This is a genomic window from Pseudomonas sp. Choline-02u-1 (assembly GCF_002836515.1).
GTDB lineage: Bacteria > Pseudomonadota > Gammaproteobacteria > Pseudomonadales > Pseudomonadaceae > Aquipseudomonas.
The window spans coordinates 43,687-62,836 of the sequence record NZ_PJBC01000001.1 but is presented as its reverse complement, the minus strand read 5'-3'; the positions used below and the strand labels follow the sequence as shown (position 1 = coordinate 62,836).

Genomic DNA, 19,150 nt, shown 5'->3' with positions numbered 1-19,150 from the left:
CTCCTATAGGGGGCGCGTGCTTTCATGCCGGGTATTTGCAATCCTGGGCGAAGCTTGGCTAGTATACGTTCCATATACATTTCGTATCGGAAACAGATATGGGCATCGTAAAAATTTCAGAGGACATGCACGAGAATCTGCGCATCTCCAGCAACGCCCTCAGCCGCTCGATCAACGCGCAGGCCGAGCACTGGATGCGCATCGGCATGCTCGCCGAGCTGCACCCCAACCTCGACCACAGCGCCATTTGCCGCCTGCTGATCCGCGCCGAACAGAACGGCGGCCTGGATTTGCAACAACTGACTCAGGAAGCCGTCAGCGCATGAGAAACCAGATCAAAATCAACACGCCTGCCGACATTGAAAAATCCCGCGCCGCCGGCAAACTCGCCGCCGAAGTGCTGGCGATGCTGGTGCCGCATGTGAAGGCCGGGGTGACCACCGATGAGCTGGATCGGCTGTGCAACGACTACATCGTCAATGTGCAGAAAGCCGTGCCGGCCAACGTCGGTTATCACGGCTTTCCGAAAACCGTCTGTGCGTCGGTCAATGACGTGGTGTGCCACGGGATTCCGTCGGGCACCCCATTGAAGGACGGCGACATCGTCAACCTCGATATCGCCGTGATCAAGGATGGCTGGTTCGGTGATACCAGCCGCATGTACGTCGTCGGTGAGGCGACTCCTGAAGCGCAGCACCTGATCAAGACCACCTACGAAGCCATGTGTGCGGGCATTCGCGCAGTGAAACCGGGCGCAACGCTGGGCGATATCGGTCATGCGATCCAGAGCCTGGCGGAGGCGGAGGGCTTCAGCGTCGTGCGTGAATACTGCGGCCACGGCATCGGCAAGGTTTATCACGATGAACCGCAGATCCTGCATTACGGCTTTCCCAATCAGGGGCTCAAGCTCAAGGCCGGGATGATTTTTACCGTGGAGCCGATGCTCAATGCCGGCAAGCGCCATGTGAAGAACATGCCGGATGGCTGGACCGTGCTGACCAAGGATGGCTCGTTGTCGGCGCAGTGGGAGTATATGGTCGCGGTGACCGAGACCGGGTTTGAAGTGCTGACGGCTTGGCCGGATGAGGTCGAAGGCTTTATCCCGATTGTCTGAGCACCACAAAACCTTGTGGGAGCGGGCTTGCTCGCGAATGCGGTGGGTCATTCAACCTTGATGGTGACTGACACGACCTCTTCGCGAGCAAGCCCGATCCCACAGTTGAAACGCAATTTCATGTAGAAGCTTCAGTGGGCACCGGCAGCCTTGTTCAAGTCGCTTTCGGCCCACTCGGTATAAACGCAAGCATCCGCCGTCGCCCAGCGCACCCGCACCGGATCGCCGGCCTTGAGCGGCATGCCCGCCGCCGACAGTGCTTTGACCGTCATCGACGTCCCGCCCGCAGTCACCACGCTGCACGTCTGGCTCTCACCCAGAAACAGCACTTCCACAACATTCGCCGACACCTCATTCCAGCCCGCCGCGAGCGGCTCATCACTCGCTTGCTGCACACTCAGCGCCACAGCCTTTTCCGGCCGCACCATCAGCAGCACATCCTGATCAGTGTGCAACCCGGACGTCAGCCGAATCGACAATGACTGCCCCTCGAAACTCGCCGCCGCATTGCCCTGCGCCTTGAGTTTGAGGAAGTTCGAATTGCCGAGAAAGGATGCGACAAACGCATTCGGCGGATTCTGATAAAGGTCATAACCACTGCCCAGGCCCACGATCTTGCCGTGGCTGAAAATCGCGATGCGTTGCGACAGACGCATGGCTTCTTCCTGGTCGTGGGTCACGTAGACAATGGTGATGCCCAGGCGCCGGTGCAGCTGGCGCAGTTCATCCTGCAAATCCTCGCGCAGCTTCTTGTCCAGTGCGCCCAGCGGCTCGTCCATCAGCAGGATGCGTGGCTCGTAAACCAGCGCCCGGGCAATGGCGACACGTTGCTGCTGACCACCGGACAGTTGCGAGGGGCGGCGATGGGCGAACTGTTCGAGCTGCACCAGTTTGAGCATTGCATCGACGCGTTTTTCGCGCTCGGCCGCTGCCAGTTTGCGGATCGCCAAAGGGAAGGCGATGTTGTCGCGCACCGACAGATGCGGGAACAGCGAATAACGCTGGAAGACCATGCCGATGTCGCGCTTGTGCGGCGGCACGTTGACCAGCGATTGGCCGTTGACGAGGATCTCGCCGCTGCTCGGTGTTTCGAAGCCGGCGAGCATCGACAGCGTCGTGCTTTTGCCCGAGCCGCTGGAGCCGAGGAAGGTCAGGAATTCGCCGTCCTTGATGTCCAGCGAGATGTTGTCAACGGCGACAAAATCGCCGTAGTGCTTGTTCAGGTTGCGCAGGCTGACCAGGGGGTTGTCGTTCTGCTGGGATGCGTCTTTGATCACGGCACTCATGTCGTACTCCTGGGCGCTCAGGCGCTGATTTCATTGCGCCGGCGCAGGGCGGCGGCGATCACCATGACCAATACCGACAGGCCGATCAGCAGCGTCGAAGCGACGGCGATCACCGGGGTCAGGTCCTGGCGCAGAGTGGTCCACATTTTCACGGGAAGGGTTTGCAGAGTCGGGCTGGCCATCATCACGCTGAGCACCACTTCGTCCCACGAAACGAGGAAAGCGAAGAGGGCGCCGGCGACCATGCCCGGACGGATCGCCGGGAACGTCACCTTGAACACCGCTTGCAGGCGCGAGGCGCCGCAAATTACCGCTGCGTCTTCAATCGACTGATCGAACAGCTTCAACGAGTTGATGATCGAGATGATGGTGAACGGCAGCGCGACGATCACATGGCTGACCACGAAGGCAAACATCGTCCCGGTGTAGCCGAGCTTGAGGAACAGCGCATACACCGCCACGGCGATGATCACCAGCGGCACGATCATCGGCAGGGTGAACAGGCCGTAGAGCATCTCGCGGCCGGGGAAGCGCCCACGCACCAGCGCAAACGCGGTCGGCAGACCGAGAGCCACGGCGCAAATCGTGGTCAGTACGGCCACCTTGAGACTGGCGGCAGCGGCGTTCATCCAGTCGGGGTTGGAGAAGAACTGGCCGTACCATTTCAGCGTCCAGCCCGGTGGCGGGAACACCAGCCACTGGGAAGAGCCGAACGACAGCAGCACGATGAACACGATCGGCAACAGCAGAAACAGACCGATCAGCCCAGTCGTGGCGTAGAGGCCGAAACGCATGCGCCGGCTCATGGCATTGGGGGTCAGAAGCATGTCGGCTTACCTCGCGTTACTGGCGCCAACCGGGGATTCCGGTTGAAGCTTCAGGTAGAAGTAGAACAACACCAGGGTGATGGCGATCAGCAACGCGGCGCCGGCACTGGCCAGGCCCCAGTTGAGGAACGATTGCACCTGCTGAATGATGAACTCCGGCAGCATCATGTTCTGCGCCCCGCCGAGCAGCGCCGGGGTGACGTAGTAACCGAGCGACATCACGAACACCATCAACCCGCCGGAGGCCAGGCCCGGCCGGCACAGCGGCAGAAACACCCGGAAGAAGTTGGTCCACGGGCTCGCGCCACAGATCGAGCCGGCCTGCAGGATCATCGGGTCGATGGCCTGCATGGTCGCCTGCAACGGCAGCACGATGAACGGGATCATGATGTAGCTCATGCCGATCACCACGCCGGTGAGGTTGTGCACCATTTCCAGCGGCTGATCGATGATGCCCATGGCCATCAGCGCCTTGTTGATCACGCCCGAGGCTTGCAGCAACACCAGCCACGAATAGGTGCGGGCGAGCAGGCTGGTCCACATCGACAGCAGCACGATGTTCAGAATCCAGCGGCCCCAGCCGCGCGGTACCAGGGTGATCGCCCAGGCCAGCGGGAAGCCCAGCAACAGGCTGAACAGCGTCACCAGCCCGGCCACCGAAAAGGTATTGAGCAGCACTCGGGCATAGGCCGAGTTGGCGAACAGTTGTTCATAGTTGCCAAGACCCGGCACCGGTTCCAGCACGCCGCGCAACAGCAGGCCAATCAGCGGCGCGAGAAAGAACAGGCCGAGGAACAGCAGCGCCGGGACGAGGTTGCCGGCGCCGCGCCAGCGCTGCTTGAAAGCCGAACCGGCAGCGCCGGCGGCGCTCCCGGTGGCAGCGGAGGGGCGGGGCGCAGTGGCCGCGATTTTCATTTGACCAGCCATTCGTTCCACCGTGTCGCGATAGCCGGACCGTTTTTGGCCCAGTAAGCGAAATCAAGGGTGATCTGATCCTTGGCGTACGCTGTTGGGAGGTTGGGCGCCAGCGTCGAATCCAGACGCTCGACACTGTCGAGGTTGACCGGGGCGTAGGCGGTCAGGTTGGAGAAATCAGCCTGGCCTTTGGCGCTGCTCGCGTTGGCGAGGAACTTCATCGCCGCATCCTTGTTTTTCGCGCCTTTGGGGATGACCAGAATGTCGGCCATGACCAGGTTCTGCTTCCAGCTCAAGCCAACGGGTGCGCCGTCTTCCTGCAAAGCATGCACACGACCGTTCCAGAACTGGCCCATGCTCGCTTCGCCGGACGCCAGCAGTTGCTGCGACTGCGCGCCGCCGCCCCACCAGACGATGTCTTTCTTGATGGTGTCGAGTTTCTTGAAGGCGCGGTCCAGGTCCAGCGGGTAGAGCTTGTCAGCCGCAACGCCGTCGGCCAGCAGCGCCAGTTCGAGCACGCCGGGGCTTGGCCATTTGTACAGGGCGCGTTTGCCGGGGTAAGTCTTGGTGTCGAACAGCGCGCTCCAGTCCTGCGGCTTGTTGGCGCCGAGCTTGCCCTCGTTGTAACCGAGGACAAAGGAGAAGAAGAACGAGCCGACGCCGTGATCGTTGACGAAGCGCGGGTCGATCCTGTCGCGTTGAATGACTTTGAAGTCGAGGGGTTCGAGCAAGCCTTCAGCGGCGGCGCGCAGGGCGAAATCGGCTTCGACATCGACCACGTCCCACTGCACGTTGCCGCTCTCGACCATGGCTTTGAGTTTGCCGTAGTCGGTCGGCCCGTCCTGGACGACGGTGATGCCGCTGGCCTTGCTGAACGGATCGGCCCAGGCCTGTTTCTGCGCATCCTGGGTGCTACCGCCCCAGCTGACAAAATTCACGCTTTCGGCAGCCATTGCAGCCTGGCCGGTAACGCTGAGCAGACCTGCGAAAAAGATCGCAGTTGCAGCTTTGTTCAACACCATGTTCACGCCCTCATTGTTGTGTTTTTGAGCGGGCCTTGCGTTGTTGCCCGCCTGTCGGGAGCAGTAGCTGGACGATTGGTTGCAGCGTCCGGTCTATGGAATATCATATTATGGTATTCCAAACTTTGTGCAAGCACTTTGCCTTACCGGTTATCTGGCAGGACAGTTTTTTGTGACTCAGAAATCCGTGCGTGTAATACAGGCCCGTGTGGGAGCGGGCTTGCTCGTGTAGCGTCGGGTCATTCAATAATGAAGTCGGCTGACAGGACGCCTTCGGGAGCAGGCCCCCTCCCACAGGAAATGTGGGTCAGGTGGATTATTCGGTGAAGGGGATGCTCTCGACGACCTCCAGGTCATACCCGGTCAGCCCTGCGTACTTCAGCGGCGGCCCGAGGTGGCGCAGCTTGCCGACGCCAAGATTCTGCAGAATCTGCGCCCCAGTCCCGACTTCGGAATAGATCCGTGATTGCGAGCGGCTGAACTGCCGGGGCGGCTGGGTCAGTTGCGGCACCCGCTCCAGCAACGCCTGCGACGACTCATGATTGGCCAGCACCACGACCACCCCGTGACCTTCCTCAGCCACTCGTTGCAACGCCGCCCACAGCGTCCAGTTCTTCGGCCCGCTGTACTCGGCACCGACCAGATCGCGCAACGGATCGATTACATGCACACGCACCAGCGTCGGCTCGTCACGGCGCAGATCGCCCATGACCATCGCCATGTGCACGCCGCCCTCGATGCGGTCTTCGAAAGTAATCAAACGGAACGTGCCATGTACCGTTGGCAGCTCTTGTTCACCGATGCGTTCGATGGTGTGCTCGGTGCTCAGGCGATAGTGGATCAGGTCGGCGATGGTGCCGATCTTGATCCCGTGCTTGCGTGCGAACAGTTCCAGATCCGGACGCCGGGCCATGGTGCCGTCGTCATTCATCACTTCGACGATCACCGACGCCGGGGTGAAACCGGCCAAACGCGCCAGATCGCAACCGGCCTCGGTATGACCTGCGCGGGTCAACACGCCACCTTCCTTGGCGCGCAGCGGAAAGATGTGGCCGGGCTGCACCAGGTCTTCAGCACGGGCATTCGGCGCGACGGCGGCAGCAACGGTGCAGGCTCGATCCGCCGCGGAAATGCCAGTGGTCACGCCAACCGCCGCTTCGATCGACACGGTAAAGGCAGTGCTGAACACGCTGCCGTTGGCGGGGACCATCTGCTCCAGGCCCAGACGCTGACAATGTTCGTCAGTCAGGGTCAGGCAGATCAGCCCCCGTGCTTCACGGGCCATGAAGCTGATAGCCTCCGCCGTGCAGCGGTCGGCGGCCAGCAACAGGTCGCCTTCGTTTTCGCGGTCTTCGTCATCGACGAGCAAAACCATTTTGCCGAGGCGATAATCGTCGATGATTTCTTCGATGCTGTTGAAGGCCATGCTGGACTCTCAGGGTTCGTTGGAAATATATTGGTATACCATAATACAAAATTAGCACAGAGGTCACTATGAAGGCGTACTGGATTGCCCATGTGGATATAGCCGATGCCGAGCGCTACAGCCATTACACCCAGCGCACCCCGCAGGCGATTGCCGCATTCGGTGGCGTATTTCTCGCCAGAGGCGGGCGCAGCGAGGCGATGGAAGGGCGTGAAACGCCGCAACGCACGGTGATCATCGAGTTTGAAAACTACGAAACAGCCGTGGCGTGCTACCGCTCAGCGGCGTACCAGGAGGCGAAGAGTTACCGCGAGGAATGGGCGAGGGCGGAGATCATTATTGTTGAGGCCTTTGCCCCGATTTAAGCCGTATTGATCATTCCCACGCTCCGCGTGGGAATGATCAGACATCAGCGCATAAAGTGGATTTTGCCGCTGTCGTCATTGCCCATGTAAATCCCGTACACCCCGGCCTGGCGCTCTTCGATATAGCGCTCGAGAATCTGCCGGATCGCCGGGTAATAAATCTGCTCCCATGGAATCTCTTCAGGGGCGAAGAATTTGTAATCCATGGTTTCCGGCCCGTACTGCCCGGTGATCTCCAAAGCGATGGCGCGGAAGATGATGTACACCTCGCTGATCTTCGGCACGCTGAAAATCGAATACGGCGAGACGATTTCCGCGCGCACGCCGCTTTCTTCCCAGACTTCGCGCAACGCCGCCTGCTCGGTGGTCTCAAAGCTTTCCATGAACCCGGCCGGCAGGGTCCAGGTGCCCGGGCGCGGGGGAATTGCCCGTTGGCACAAGAGGTATTTGCCGTCCTGCTCGATGATGCAACCGGCAATGATCTTCGGATTGATGTAATGGATATAGCCGCAGCCGCGGCACATCAGGCGCTCGTGCGTATCGCCCGACGGCGTCTGCTGACCAAGGTCAGGGCCACCGCATTTCGGGCAAAAGCTCGGGCTGAACATGTCATTGACCTATGCGGGGTTCTTTCAGCGCGATTGGCAGAGTGATCGCCGGGGTGCCTTTGACGGCGACGCCGGTTTCTTCCTGCTTGCGCTTGAGGTAATCGAGGGCCACGGCCGCCGCCGCGCGGACGTGATCGACACAGGCCTGATGCGCCGCCAGCGGATCACCGCTCTTGATCGCCTCGACCATTTTTTCCATCTCGTGATTACTCGCGCCGCGTCGGTTTTCCTGTGACACCGAGGTCGCGCGCAGATAGCTGATGCGGGCCTGCAACTGGCGCAACTGGGTGGCGGCGACATGATTGCCCGAGCCTTCGAGCAGTACGTCGTAGAAACCCTGCACCGAGTCGATCACCTGCTGCAGCTCGCCGTCCTTCAATGCCTTGCGGTTGTCATCGAGGGCTTTTTCCAGGGCTTTGATGTCCTTGGCTTTGGCGCGCAGAGTGAACAGCTGAACGATCAGCCCCTCGAGTACGCAACGCAATTCGTAAATATCGACAGCGTCATCGAGGGTGATGATGGCCACGCGCGGGCCCTTGGCGTCGGCGAATTCGACCAGACCTTCGGATTCCAGATGGCGCAAGGCTTCGCGCACCGAAGTCCGGCTGACACCGAGGCGATCACAGAGGTCGCGTTCGACCAGGCGATCGCCTGGCATGAGCTGGAAATTCATGATCGCGCTACGCAGTTTGTCCAACACGATTTCGCGCAGGGTAACGGGGTTGCGATTGACCTTGAAGCTGTCGTCGAGTGGCTGGCGTTTCATGGGGTCCGCTCTTGAGCTTGGCTGTCCATGCCAGAGGGGCATCAAAACAGCCGAGGGGTTAACTTGAGGCCTCGGCGTCGGCTTCGGCAAAGGCTTCACGGGCCAGCCGGAAACTGTCCACGGCCGCCGGAACGCCGCAATAAATGCCGACCTGAAGCAGAATTTCGCGTATTTGCTCACGACTCAGGCCGTTACGCAAGGCGCCACGCACATGCAGCTTGAGTTCGTGCGGGCGGTTGAGCGCCGAGATCATCGCCAGGTTGATCATGCTGCGCTCCTTGAGCGACAAGCCGTCACGACCCCAAACGTGGCCCCAGCAGTATTCGGTGACCATTTCCTGCAGCGGACGGGTGAAGTCGTCGGCGTTCTCTATCGAACGTTGCACGTACGCTTCGCCCAATACCTGGGTGCGGATCTTCAGACCCTTCTCATACTTCTCGTTACTCATTATTCCTCCAGTCACCCCAATTCCCCTGTGGGAACGGGCTTGCTCGCGAAAGCGTCGTGTCAGTCGACATTTATGTTGGATGATCTACCGCATTCGCGAGCAAGCCCGCTCCCACAGGGTTTAGCACTGTTCTCAGGTAAGCGGCGGCAACGCGCCCAACTTGCCCTTGTGATAAATCATCGGCGTCACCGGTTGCTCGGGCAGGATCAGGTGCTTCACCGCGCCGACGATGATCGCGTGGTCGCCGCCGTCGTATTCACGCCACAACTCGCACTCGATGATCGCCGTGGCCTTGGCAAGGATCGGATTGCCCAGATCGCTGAGATGCCACTCGATGTCTTTGGCCTTGTCCTTGCCCTTGCCGGCAAACGCATAGGCTTCGGCTGTCTGTTCGGCGGAGAGCAAGTGGATGGCGAATTTCTTGCTGTCGCGTAGCACCGGGTAGGTATCGGAAGCGTAGTTGGGGCAGAACAGCACCAGCGCCGGGTCGATCGACAGCGCACTGAAGGCGCTGGCGGTGATGCCGACGATGCCGCCGTCCGGATCCAGCGTCGTCACCACCGTGACGCCGGACGGGAACGAGCTCATGACGTCTTTGTAAATGCCGGGTTCGATCATTTCGCAGGACTCCTAGCGCATCACAAACGGATCAGGCATCGGTGCCTGGGAGAGGTTGATCCACACCGTTTTCAGTTCGGTGTAGGCCAGCACCGAATCGATGCCGCTTTCGCGTCCATAGCCACTGTTCTTGAAGCCGCCGATCGGCGCCATGGCCGAGACCGCGCGGTAGGTGTTGACCCAGATGATCCCCGAACGCACGTCGCGCGCCAGACGATGGGCACGGCCCAGGTCGCGGGTCCAGATGCCGGCGGCGAGGCCGAACTGTGAGTCGTTGGCGATCGCCAGTGCTTCGGCTTCGTCTTTGAAACGAATCACCGAGGCGACCGGGCCGAAGACTTCTTCCTGCATGATCTTCATCGAATTGCGGTCGCATTCGAACAGCGTCGGCTCGTAGAACCAGCCTTCGCCAACATCGCTCGGACGCTTGCCGCCGGTGCGCAAGCGCGCGCCTTCGGCGATCGCATCGGCGACCAGACCTTCGACCACCGCCAGTTGCTGCGCGGTGGCCATCGGGCCCATTTCACTGTTGTCTTCCTGTGGGTTGCCGATGCGGATGCGCTGGGCGCGTTCGACCAGGCGATTGACGAACTCGTCGTAGATTTCGTCCTGCACCAACAAGCGCGAACCGGACACGCAGCTCTGCCCGGACGCCGCGTAGATCCCGGCGATCGCGCCGTTGATCGCACTGTCCAGGTCGGCGTCGGCGAAAATGATGTTCGGCGATTTTCCGCCCAGCTCCAACGACAGCTTGGCGAAGTTCTCGGCGCTGCTGCGCACTACATGCCGCGCCGTCGCCGCACCGCCGGTGAAGGCGATCTTGCGGATCAGCGGATGGCGAGTGAGGGCGGCGCCAGTGCTCGGGCCGTAGCCGGTGACGACGTTGACCACACCCGGCGGAATCCCGGCTTCAAGGGCCAGGCGTGCCAGTTCGAGAATGGTCGCCGAGGCGTGCTCGGACGGCTTGATCACGATGGTGTTGCCGGCGGCGAGCGCCGGCGCCAGTTTGATCGCCGTCAGGTACAGCGGGCTGTTCCACGGAATGATCGCGGCAACTACACCCATGGCTTCGTGCACGGTGTAGGCAAACAGGTCGGGCTTGTCCAGCGGCAGGGTGCCGCCCTCAAGCTTGTCCGCGAGGCCGGCGGTGTAGTGGAAGAACTCCGGCAGATAGCTGACCTGGCCACGGGTTTCGCGGATCAGTTTGCCGTTGTCGCGGCTTTCCAGCTGCGCCAGTTGTTCCTTGTTTTCCGCGATCAGGTCGCCGAGGCGACGCAACAATTTGCCCCGCGCGGTTGCAGTCAGGCCACGCCATGCAGGGCTGTCGAATGCAGCCTGTGCCGATTGCACAGCGCGTTCGACGTCCGCCTCATCAGCGTCAGGCAGCTGCGCCCAGGCTTGCGCCGTGGCCGGGTTGAGACTTTCGAAGGTCTTGCCGGAGAGGGCGTCGACCCAGTCTCCGCCGATGCACATCTGGAAGCGTGCGAGTGTCATGCAACGATCCCCTTTATATGGTTTTGTCGGGAGTGTGCGAATTGGAGAAATTCCAGCAGCATCTGATTGACCAGACGCGGCGACTCTACCGGCATCATATGCCGTTGCTCGGGCAGCACGGCAACCTTCGCACCAGGGATGCGCCGGGCCAGTTGCTCGGCCATTTCCGGCGTCGAGCCGGGGTCGAGTTCGCCGGTGGCGATCAGCGTCGGCGCCTCAATGGTGCTGAGGTCGTCGGCGCGATACATGTCCTGGGTGGCGAACAATTCGTAGGTGGTCAGGTAGCCCTGCGGATCATTGTTGGCCAATGTCTGGCGCAACGCGGCGATCTGCGCCGGGTTGGCTGCCTGATATTCACGGCTGAACCAGCGTGACAGCGCCGCCTCGGCATTGGCGTCCGGGCCATGCTCGGCGGCCTGCGCAGTGCGGGCGATCACACCAGCACGCTGTTCTTCGCTGCGGTTGAACACGCTGTTCAACACCACCAGGCTTTGGAGGCGCTCGGGATAGTGCAGGGCAAAAGCCCGGGCGACCAGGCCGCCCATGGAGAAACCGATCACCGCTGCCTGGGGCAGATTCAGGTGATCGAGCAGCTCGAGCAACTGATCGGCGTAACCGAGCAGGTCGGTGCCGCTGGCCGGGCGCGGGCTGGCGCCGTGACCGAGCATGTCGTAGGCGATCACCTGATACTGGCTGGCGAGGCCGACAATCTGTCCGCCCCACATTTCTTTGTTCAGGCCCACGCCGTGGATCAAGACCACGGGCTGGCCTTGGCCGGTCGCCAGGTAACTGGTGCCAGCCGGGGTGAGTTCAGCGGTGAGCCGAATCATGGAGCGCTCCTGCAATGCCTTTCTTGTTGTGATTACTGGGCTTTTTCGGCGGCCAGTTCTTCCAGATCGATGTAGCGGTTGCCGATGCGCGGGTGCAGGCGGCCACCGTCGGCGCAACCCAGCACGACGACGATTTCGTCGGCACGCGGCGCATCTTCGATCTGCATTTCCAGGGTGATGTAGTGCGAACGCAGACCTTCGTCGTCCTTGTGCATCATCGGGATCTGAATCGAAGTGCCCGGGCCGCCGCGCTTGTTGGTGAAGCTCAGGTAGCTCTTGGCTTTCACCGCTTCGCGGTAGTGGTTGCCGAAGCGCAGGGTGTGGATCACCGCCGAGGCGTGCTCGATCTCGCCATCAGCGCCGACCACTGCTGCTTTGCCATAGGCCTCGATCTTCTCGGCACCGCCGATGATGCCGACCAGACGCTCGACCATCATTGCGCCAAGGTCAGAGCAGTTGGCGCGGATCTGCGGCTTGAGGTCTTCGACAAAACCGTTGCCCACCCAGGGGTTCTTCATCACCACGGCGAGGCCGACCATGGTCACCGGCTTGTCAGTAGCCTTGCCGCCTTCGATGAAGGTTTCTTCGACATAGCTGACGATCTTGCGAATTTCGAAACTCATGAGCTGCTCCGTTGGGGGATTGAGAGTGTCTGTGCGTCTGATGGTATACCATAATACCGATCCTGCAAGTCCTCTCCACAAGATTTGCGTCATCTATCCTGCGAATGGCTGCACATTCATCCGCCACTCACCATTCTCCAGACAACCTGTGAATCTGTGGGAGGGGGCTTGCCCCCGAAAGCGGTAGATCAGGCAACGTGTCTGGTGGCTGACACATCGATTCGGGAGCAAGCCCCCTCCCACAATGAAAATCGCAGGCCAAGCGAGGCTGGTACCGGTTAACAAAAGATAACGTGGCGCCGATTGTCAGACATTTGCAAAGCCCGATAGGATGAGCCAGCTTCCGAAGGGGCTCTGGATTGCGGGTTTCAGGACGATGATTCTGATCTGCCAGCAGCCGGGTACTCTTGCGGCGCCCTTGAAGGCCCGATGGCCCAACAATAATAAATAGGGGAAGGTCTATGAGTCGTTGCCGCCCGCCGGCGTTACGCAACACCGCGTTGCTGGCCACAGCACTCTCGCTGCTGGGCTTTGCCACGTTATCGGCACCTGTGATTGCCGCCGAGGCCCCGGCTGACGTGGTCTATGCCACCGAATCGGCCAAGGCCGCAAAAAGCCTGATTCTTGACGTGGTCCATGCCGGCGCGCGTCTGGTCGCGGTCGGCGATCGTGGGCACATCGTCTATTCCGATGACCAGGGCAAGACCTGGACCCAGGCCAAGGTGCCAACCCGACAACTGCTCACCGCCGTGTATTTCGTCGACCACAAAAACGGCTGGGCCGTTGGCCACGATGCACAGGTTCTCGCCAGCACAGACGGCGGTCTGACCTGGAGCAAACAATTCGAAGACCTCAAACGTGAATCGCCGCTGCTCGACGTCTGGTTCAAGGACGCCAGCAGCGGCTTTGCCGTGGGCGCCTATGGCACGCTGCTGGAAACTACCGACGGCGGCAAAGACTGGCAAGACGTCAGCGACCGCCTCGATAACGAAGACCAGTTCCACCTCAACGCCATTGCTGCCGTGAAAGACGCCGGGCTGTTCATCGTCGGTGAGTCCGGCAGCATGTTCCGCTCCGCCGATGACGGTCAGACCTGGGAGAAACTCGAAGGCCCATACGAAGGTTCGCTGTTTGGCGTTATCGGCACGGCGCAACCGCAGACCCTGCTGGCTTACGGCTTGCGCGGCAACCTCTACCGCTCCACCGATTTCGGCAGCAACTGGGAGCAGGTCGAGCTCAAAGCCGCGCGCGGTGCGCTGGAGTTCGGCCTGTCCGGCGGCACGCTGCTGGAAGATGGCTCGATCGTCATCGTCGGCAACGGCGGCTCGGTGATCAGCAGCAGTGACAACGGCGAAACCTTCAGCGTGTTCAACCGTCCGGATCGCATTTCGCTGTCGTCGGTCACCGCCGCCGGCAATGGCAACCTGATTCTGACCGGGCAGGGTGGATTGCACATCACCCAGCCAAACGGTGCCGAGACCAATAACAAGAAGGCGGGGCTATGACTTCCTTGATCACTCCTCAGCAGGAAAAGGCGACGTTCCTCGAACGCCTGATTTTCAACAACCGCCCGGCCGTGATTCTGATCTGCCTGGTGGTGAGCATCTTCCTGTTCTGGCAGGCGACGCTGATCCGGCCGTCGACCAGTTTCGAAAAAATGATCCCGCTGCAGCATCCCTTCATCGAAAAGATGATGGAGCACCGCAACGATCTGGCGAACCTCGGCAACACCGTGCGTATTTCGGTGGAAGCCACCGACGGCGACATCTTCTCCAAGGAGTACATGGAGACCCTGCGCCAGATCAACGACGAGGTGTTCTACATTTCCGGCGTCGACCGCTCCGGGCTGAAGTCGCTGTGGAGCCCTAGCGTGCGCTGGACCGAAGTGACCGAAGAGGGTTTCGCCGGGGGTGAAGTGATCCCGCAGAGCTACAACGGCTCCCAGGACAGCCTCGATCTGCTGCGCAACAACGTGCTCAAGTCCGGCCAGGTCGGGCGTCTGGTGGCCAACGATTTCAAGTCGAGCATCGTCGACATACCGCTGCTGGAGGCCTACCCGGACCCGCAGGACCAAGGCAAGCTGCTGGCGCTGGACTATCGCCAGTTTTCCCATGAGCTCGAAGACAAGATCCGCAACAAGTTCGAAGCGCAGAATCCCAATATCAAGATCCACATTGTCGGCTTCGCCAAGAAAGTAGGTGACCTGATCGACGGCCTGGTGATGGTGGTGCTGTTCTTCGGCGTCGCCTTCGTCATCACCCTTATCCTGCTGCTGTGGTTCACCAACTGCGTGCGCAGCACCATTGCAGTGTTGAGTACGACCTTGGTGGCGGTGGTCTGGCAGCTCGGTTTGATGCACTTCTTCGGCTTCGGGCTCGACCCGTATTCGATGCTGGTGCCGTTCCTGATTTTCGCCATCGGCATTTCCCATGGTGTGCAAAAGATCAACGGTATTGCCCTGCAATCCAGCGAGGCGGATAACGCGCTGACCGCAGCACGGCGCACCTTCCGGCAATTGTTCCTGCCGGGGATGATCGCGATTCTGGCCGATGCGGTGGGCTTCATCACGCTGCTGATCATCGACATCGGTGTGATCCGTGAACTGGCCATCGGTGCGTCCATCGGTGTGGCGGTCATCGTGTTTACCAACCTGATTCTGCTGCCGGTGGCGATTTCCTATGTCGGCATCAGCAAGCGTGCGATTGCCAAGAGCAAGAAAGACGCGAACCGCGAACATCCGTTCTGGCGCCTGCTGTCGAACTTCGCCAATCCGAAAGTCGCACGCGTCTCGGTGGTGCTGGCGCTGATCGCTTTCGGCGGTGGCCTCTGGTACAGCCAGAACCTGAAAATTGGCGATCTCGACCAGGGCGCGCCGGAACTGCGACCGGACTCGCGCTACAACAAGGACAACAACTTCATCATCAGCAATTACTCGACCAGCTCCGACGTGCTGGTGGTGATGGTCAAGACCAAGGCCGAGGGCTGCTCGCGCTATGAAGCCATGGCACCGATCGATCAGTTGATGTGGAAGATGCAGAACACTGAGGGCGTGCAGTCAGCGATCTCGCTGGTGACCGTGTCCAAGCAGATGATCAAGGGCATGAACGAGGGCAACCTGAAATGGGAAACCCTGTCGCGCAACCCGGACGTGCTGAACAACTCGATCGCCCGCGCAGACGGCCTGTACAACAACAGCTGCTCGCTGGCGCCGGTGCTGATTTTCCTCAATGACCACAAGGCCGAGACCCTCGACCGTGCGGTGCAAGCGGTGCAGGAATTCGCCAAGGAAAACAACAAGGACGGCCTCGAATTCATCCTCGCCGCCGGTAATGCCGGGATTGAAGCGGCGACCAACGAAGTCATCAAACAGGCTGAGTTGACCATCCTGATTCTGGTGTACATCTGCGTGGCAGTGATGTGCATGATCACCTTCCGCTCATGGGCAGCGACCCTGTGCATCGTCCTGCCGCTGGTGCTGACCTCGGTGCTCGGCAACGCGCTGATGGCGTTCATGGGCATCGGCGTGAAGGTTGCGACCTTGCCGGTGGTGGCGCTGGGTGTGGGGATCGGCGTGGACTACGGCATCTACATCTACAGCCGTCTGGAAAGTTTCCTGCGTGCCGGGCTGCCGTTGCAGGAAGCCTATTACCAGACGCTGAAGTCCACCGGTAAAGCGGTGCTGTTCACCGGCCTGTGTCTGGCGATCGGCGTGTGCACCTGGATCTTCTCGGCGATCAAGTTCCAGGCTGACATGGGCCTGATGCTGACCTTCATGCTGCTGTGGAACATGTTCGGCGCGCTGTGGCTGCTGCCAGCGCTGGCGAAGTTCCTGATCAAACCTGAGAAGCTGGCGGGGCAGAAGGGCAATTCGTTGTTTGCCCACTGATCTGACAGGCTGAAACGACAAAGCCGCAACCTTATGGGGTTGCGGCTTTTTTATCTTTTGAATTTCACTCAGTCCAAATGTGGGAGCGGGCTTGCTCGCGAATGCAGTGGGTCAGTAAAGAATGCTTTGACTGACACACCGCATTCGCGAGCAAGCCCGCTCCCACAGGGAATTTTCGCTGTGTCAGGAAAGCTCGGCGCCCAGCACCACACTCAATGCACTGCGCGCATCATCCAGCTGCACCAACGTCGCATGCCGGGCACCCAAGGCATCACGGTTCTCGATGGCGGTCAAAATTGCCTTGTGCCGCGGCAACGCCAGCTCATGCAGATTCGGTCGCTGATTGGAATGCTTCAACGCCTCGGCAATCGCCACCGCCAGCATGTTGCACAGGTTCGCCAGCAGGTCATTGTGCGTCGCATCGGCAATGCGGCTGTGGAAATCCAGGTCCGGCTGCAACAAGGCTTCCGGCGTCGGTGCGGCTTCCATGCGTTGGTAGGCTTCGTTGATCGCAGCGATGTCGGCATCGGTCGCATGCTGAGCGGCGAGGGCGGCGGCGGCGGGTTCGATGATGCTGCGCACGCTGGTCAGCACGTTGAAGAATTCATTCTGTGGGCTGCTCTGCATCAGCCAGTGCAGCACGTCCGGGTCGAGCATGTGCCATTCGCGCCGGGCCTTGACCACTGTGCCCACGCGCGGTTTGGAATACACCAGACCCTTGGCCACCAACACTCGCGTGGCCTCGCGCAACACCGGCCGACTGACCGCGTACTCCTCGCACAGCAGGGCTTCGGCGGGCAGTTTGTCGTCGGGCAAAAAGCGTCCGGAGACGATCTGCATGCCCAGTTCCTGGACGATGCGCGAATGCATGCTTTTACGGTCGGAGGGTTTGCGGTAATCCATGGGGAGCGGCACGATCCTGAGCGATGGAGATGCCGCGCATCATAGCAGGCACCGGACAATCTTGAGTCGGGTATAGAACAACTGTGGGAGCGGGCTTGCTCGCGAAAGCGGTGAGTCAAACAACATTACTGTTGAATGTGCCGCCGCCTTCGCGAGCAAGCCCGCTCCCACACGGATTTGCATTCCCGTGTAGGAGCTGCCGCAGGCTGCGATCTTTTGCTCTTAATGAGAGTGACGCGGAACCTCGGCACCACGGCAACCGACGAGGAAGTCAAAGTCGCAACCCTGATCCGCTTGCAGTACGTGGTCGATGTACAACTGACGATAGCCACCCACCAGCAATTGCTGCGGCGCTTGCAGATCGGCCATGCGAGCGGCCAGTTCCACGTCCGGAATGTCCAGATGCAAACGGCCGCTGGCGCAATCGAGTTCGATCCAGTCGCCTTCCTTTACTGCCGCCAAAGGCCCGCCCGCTGCCGCTTCCGGCGCAACGTGCAAAACCACCGTGCCGTACGCGGTGCCGCTCATGCGTGCGTCAGAAATGCGCACCATGTCGGTCACACCCTGGGCCAGCAGCTTGGCCGGCAGGCCCATGTTGCCGACCTCGGCCATGCCCGGATAACCCTTCGGCCCGCAGTTTTTCATCACCAGAATCGAATCCTTATCGACGTCCAGTTCCGGATCGTTGATCCGCGCCTTGTACATGTCGAAGTTCTCGAACACCACGGCGCGACCGCGATGCTGCATCAGTTCAGCAGTGGCGGCAGAGGGTTTGAGCACCGCACCGAGTGGCGCGAGGTTGCCGCGCAGTACGCAGATACCGCCGTCGGCGCGGATCGGGTTGTCGAGCGTGCGGATCACTTGGTCTTCGCCGTAGATCGGCGCGTCCTTGGTGTTCTCGCCGATAGATTTGCCGTTGACCGTCAAGGCATTCGGATTGGGAATCAGATTGGCCTCACCGAGGCGACGCAGCACCGCAGGCAAACCACCGGCGTAATAAAACTCTTCCATCAGGAAGCGCCCGGACGGCTGCAGGTCGACGATGGTCGGCATGCCGCGACCGATGCGCGTCCAGTCGTCCAGATCGAGTTCGACGCCGATGCGCCCGGCAATGGCTTTCAAGTGAATTACGGCGTTGGTCGAACCACCGATGGCGGCGTTGACGCGGATGGCGTTTTCGAAAGCTTCCTTGGTGAGGATCTTCGACAGTTTCAGGTCTTCACGCACCATTTCCACCGCACGCATGCCAGACATGTGCGCCAGCACGTAACGGCGCGCATCCACCGCTGGGATCGCTGCGTTATGGGGCAGGGAAGTGCCCAGTGCTTCGGCCATGCAGGCCATGGTCGAGGCGGTGCCCATGGTGTTGCAGGTGCCCGCCGAGCGCGACATGCCGCCTTCGGCCGCGAGGAAATCGTCGATGGTGATGGTGCCGGCCTTGACCTGTTCGCTGAGCTGCCAGACCACGGTGCCAGAACCGATGTCCTTGCCCTTGTGCTTGCCGTTGAGCATCGGCCCGCCAGTGACCACGATGGCCGGCACGTCGCAACTGGCCGCGCCCATCAGCAACGCCGGGGTGGTTTTATCGCAACCGGTGAGCAGCACCACGCCGTCGATCGGGTTGCCGCGAATCGCTTCCTCAACGTCCATGCTCGCCAGGTTGCGGGTGAGCATGGCGGTCGGGCGCAGGTTCGATTCGCCATTGGAGAACACCGGAAACTCCACCGGAAAACCACCGGCCTCGATCACCCCGCGTTTGACGTGCTCGGCGATCTGGCGGAAGTGCGCGTTGCACGGGGTCAGCTCGGACCAGGTGTTGCAGATGCCGATGATCGGCTTGCCGTGGAACTGGTGGTCGGCGATGCCCTGATTCTTCATCCAGCTGCGGTACATGAAGCCGTTCTTGTCGGCCGTGCCAAACCATTGGGCGGAGCGCAGGGTGGGTTTCTTATCAGACATGATCGTTTCTCTTATTGTAAGACTATTGTTTGCGAGCTGACGCTTAATCTAAGCTCAAAA

At 60.7% G+C, this 19,150-nt stretch carries 19 protein-coding genes; 5 read left to right on the top strand and 14 right to left on the bottom strand.

Annotated elements, in window-relative coordinates:
* Nucleotides 1-98: 98 nt before the first annotated feature.
* Both CXF97_RS00305 and map read left to right on the top strand, forming a co-directional pair.
* Nucleotides 99-326 (top strand): ParD-like family protein, encoded by a 228-nt coding sequence (locus CXF97_RS00305; protein ID WP_007918027.1) that lies wholly within the window; start codon nucleotides 99-101, stop codon nucleotides 324-326.
* A complete protein-coding gene (gene map, locus CXF97_RS00300) occupies nucleotides 323-1,114 on the top strand; it encodes a type I methionyl aminopeptidase (RefSeq protein ID WP_101155093.1) in 792 nt (263 codons plus the stop codon). Before CXF97_RS00305 ends, map begins: the two co-directional genes overlap by 4 nt.
* Nucleotides 1,115-1,245: 131 nt before the next feature.
* On the opposite strand, the gene CXF97_RS00290 is transcribed toward map, so the two are convergent.
* From CXF97_RS00290 to ribBA, 5 genes are all read right to left on the bottom strand, one after another.
* On the bottom strand, nucleotides 1,246-2,400 hold the full coding sequence (locus CXF97_RS00290) for an ABC transporter ATP-binding protein (protein WP_101155091.1): 1,155 nt from the start codon (nucleotides 2,398-2,400) through the stop codon (nucleotides 1,246-1,248).
* A 17-nt stretch (nucleotides 2,401-2,417) separates the two neighbouring features.
* Nucleotides 2,418-3,227: an ABC transporter permease gene (locus CXF97_RS00285; RefSeq protein ID WP_007918021.1), complete on the bottom strand. Its 810-nt coding sequence runs from the start codon at nucleotides 3,225-3,227 to the stop codon at nucleotides 2,418-2,420.
* Nucleotides 3,228-3,233: 6 nt separating this feature from the next.
* Nucleotides 3,234-4,142, bottom strand: coding sequence for an ABC transporter permease (locus tag CXF97_RS00280; protein WP_101155089.1), 909 nt, complete (start codon nucleotides 4,140-4,142; stop codon nucleotides 3,234-3,236).
* Nucleotides 4,139-5,164, bottom strand: coding sequence for an ABC transporter substrate-binding protein (locus CXF97_RS00275; RefSeq protein ID WP_101155087.1), 1,026 nt, complete (start codon nucleotides 5,162-5,164; stop codon nucleotides 4,139-4,141). The genes CXF97_RS00280 and CXF97_RS00275 overlap by 4 nt, the downstream gene beginning before the upstream one ends.
* Before the next feature lie 316 nt (nucleotides 5,165-5,480).
* The gene (gene ribBA / locus CXF97_RS00270; protein WP_101155085.1) at nucleotides 5,481-6,590 is read right to left on the bottom strand and encodes a bifunctional 3,4-dihydroxy-2-butanone-4-phosphate synthase/GTP cyclohydrolase II; all 1,110 of its coding nucleotides are present in this window, start codon (nucleotides 6,588-6,590) and stop codon (nucleotides 5,481-5,483) included.
* Between the two features lie 68 nt (nucleotides 6,591-6,658).
* On the opposite strand from ribBA, the gene CXF97_RS00265 reads away from it, so the two are divergent.
* Entirely contained in the window at nucleotides 6,659-6,955 is a 297-nt protein-coding gene (locus tag CXF97_RS00265) for a DUF1330 domain-containing protein (protein WP_101155083.1), read from the top strand.
* Nucleotides 6,956-6,999: 44 nt separating this feature from the next.
* On the opposite strand, the gene CXF97_RS00260 is transcribed toward CXF97_RS00265, so the two are convergent.
* From CXF97_RS00260 to CXF97_RS00230, 7 genes are all read right to left on the bottom strand, one after another.
* Nucleotides 7,000-7,563 (bottom strand): NUDIX hydrolase, encoded by a 564-nt coding sequence (locus CXF97_RS00260; RefSeq protein ID WP_101155081.1) that lies wholly within the window; start codon nucleotides 7,561-7,563, stop codon nucleotides 7,000-7,002.
* 1 nt (nucleotide 7,564) lies between these two features.
* Nucleotides 7,565-8,329, bottom strand: coding sequence for a GntR family transcriptional regulator (locus CXF97_RS00255; RefSeq protein ID WP_016775014.1), 765 nt, complete (start codon nucleotides 8,327-8,329; stop codon nucleotides 7,565-7,567).
* Nucleotides 8,330-8,387: 58 nt separating this feature from the next.
* Complete coding sequence (locus tag CXF97_RS00250; protein ID WP_064384063.1) at nucleotides 8,388-8,777, bottom strand: carboxymuconolactone decarboxylase family protein; 390 nt, start codon at nucleotides 8,775-8,777, stop codon at nucleotides 8,388-8,390.
* Nucleotides 8,778-8,909: 132 nt separating this feature from the next.
* Complete coding sequence (locus CXF97_RS00245) at nucleotides 8,910-9,395, bottom strand: flavin reductase family protein (RefSeq protein WP_101155079.1); 486 nt, start codon at nucleotides 9,393-9,395, stop codon at nucleotides 8,910-8,912.
* A gap of 12 nt (nucleotides 9,396-9,407) precedes the next feature.
* The gene (locus tag CXF97_RS00240; RefSeq protein WP_101155077.1) at nucleotides 9,408-10,889 is read right to left on the bottom strand and encodes an aldehyde dehydrogenase; all 1,482 of its coding nucleotides are present in this window, start codon (nucleotides 10,887-10,889) and stop codon (nucleotides 9,408-9,410) included.
* Nucleotides 10,886-11,719 (bottom strand): alpha/beta fold hydrolase, encoded by an 834-nt coding sequence (locus CXF97_RS00235; protein WP_101155075.1) that lies wholly within the window; start codon nucleotides 11,717-11,719, stop codon nucleotides 10,886-10,888. Before CXF97_RS00235 ends, CXF97_RS00240 begins: the two co-directional genes overlap by 4 nt.
* A gap of 32 nt (nucleotides 11,720-11,751) precedes the next feature.
* Complete coding sequence (locus CXF97_RS00230; protein WP_007968626.1) at nucleotides 11,752-12,342, bottom strand: amino acid synthesis family protein; 591 nt, start codon at nucleotides 12,340-12,342, stop codon at nucleotides 11,752-11,754.
* Nucleotides 12,343-12,803: 461 nt separating this feature from the next.
* Between CXF97_RS00230 and CXF97_RS00225 the strand changes: the two genes are divergently transcribed.
* Entirely contained in the window at nucleotides 12,804-13,847 is a 1,044-nt protein-coding gene (locus tag CXF97_RS00225) for a YCF48-related protein (protein WP_101155073.1), read from the top strand.
* Nucleotides 13,844-16,228, top strand: a complete 2,385-nt coding sequence (locus CXF97_RS00220) for an RND family transporter (protein ID WP_101155071.1) — start codon at nucleotides 13,844-13,846, stop codon at nucleotides 16,226-16,228. Before CXF97_RS00225 ends, CXF97_RS00220 begins: the two co-directional genes overlap by 4 nt.
* A 183-nt stretch (nucleotides 16,229-16,411) precedes the next feature.
* Here the strand turns inward: CXF97_RS00220 and CXF97_RS00215 are convergent, their stop codons facing one another.
* Together CXF97_RS00215 and CXF97_RS00210 are read right to left on the bottom strand one after the other, a co-directional pair.
* A complete protein-coding gene (locus CXF97_RS00215) occupies nucleotides 16,412-17,131 on the bottom strand; it encodes a FadR/GntR family transcriptional regulator (protein ID WP_024013185.1) in 720 nt (239 codons plus the stop codon).
* 222 nt (nucleotides 17,132-17,353) lie between these two features.
* Nucleotides 17,354-19,090, bottom strand: coding sequence for an IlvD/Edd family dehydratase (locus CXF97_RS00210; protein ID WP_101155069.1), 1,737 nt, complete (start codon nucleotides 19,088-19,090; stop codon nucleotides 17,354-17,356).
* Nucleotides 19,091-19,150: the final 60 nt, after the last annotated feature.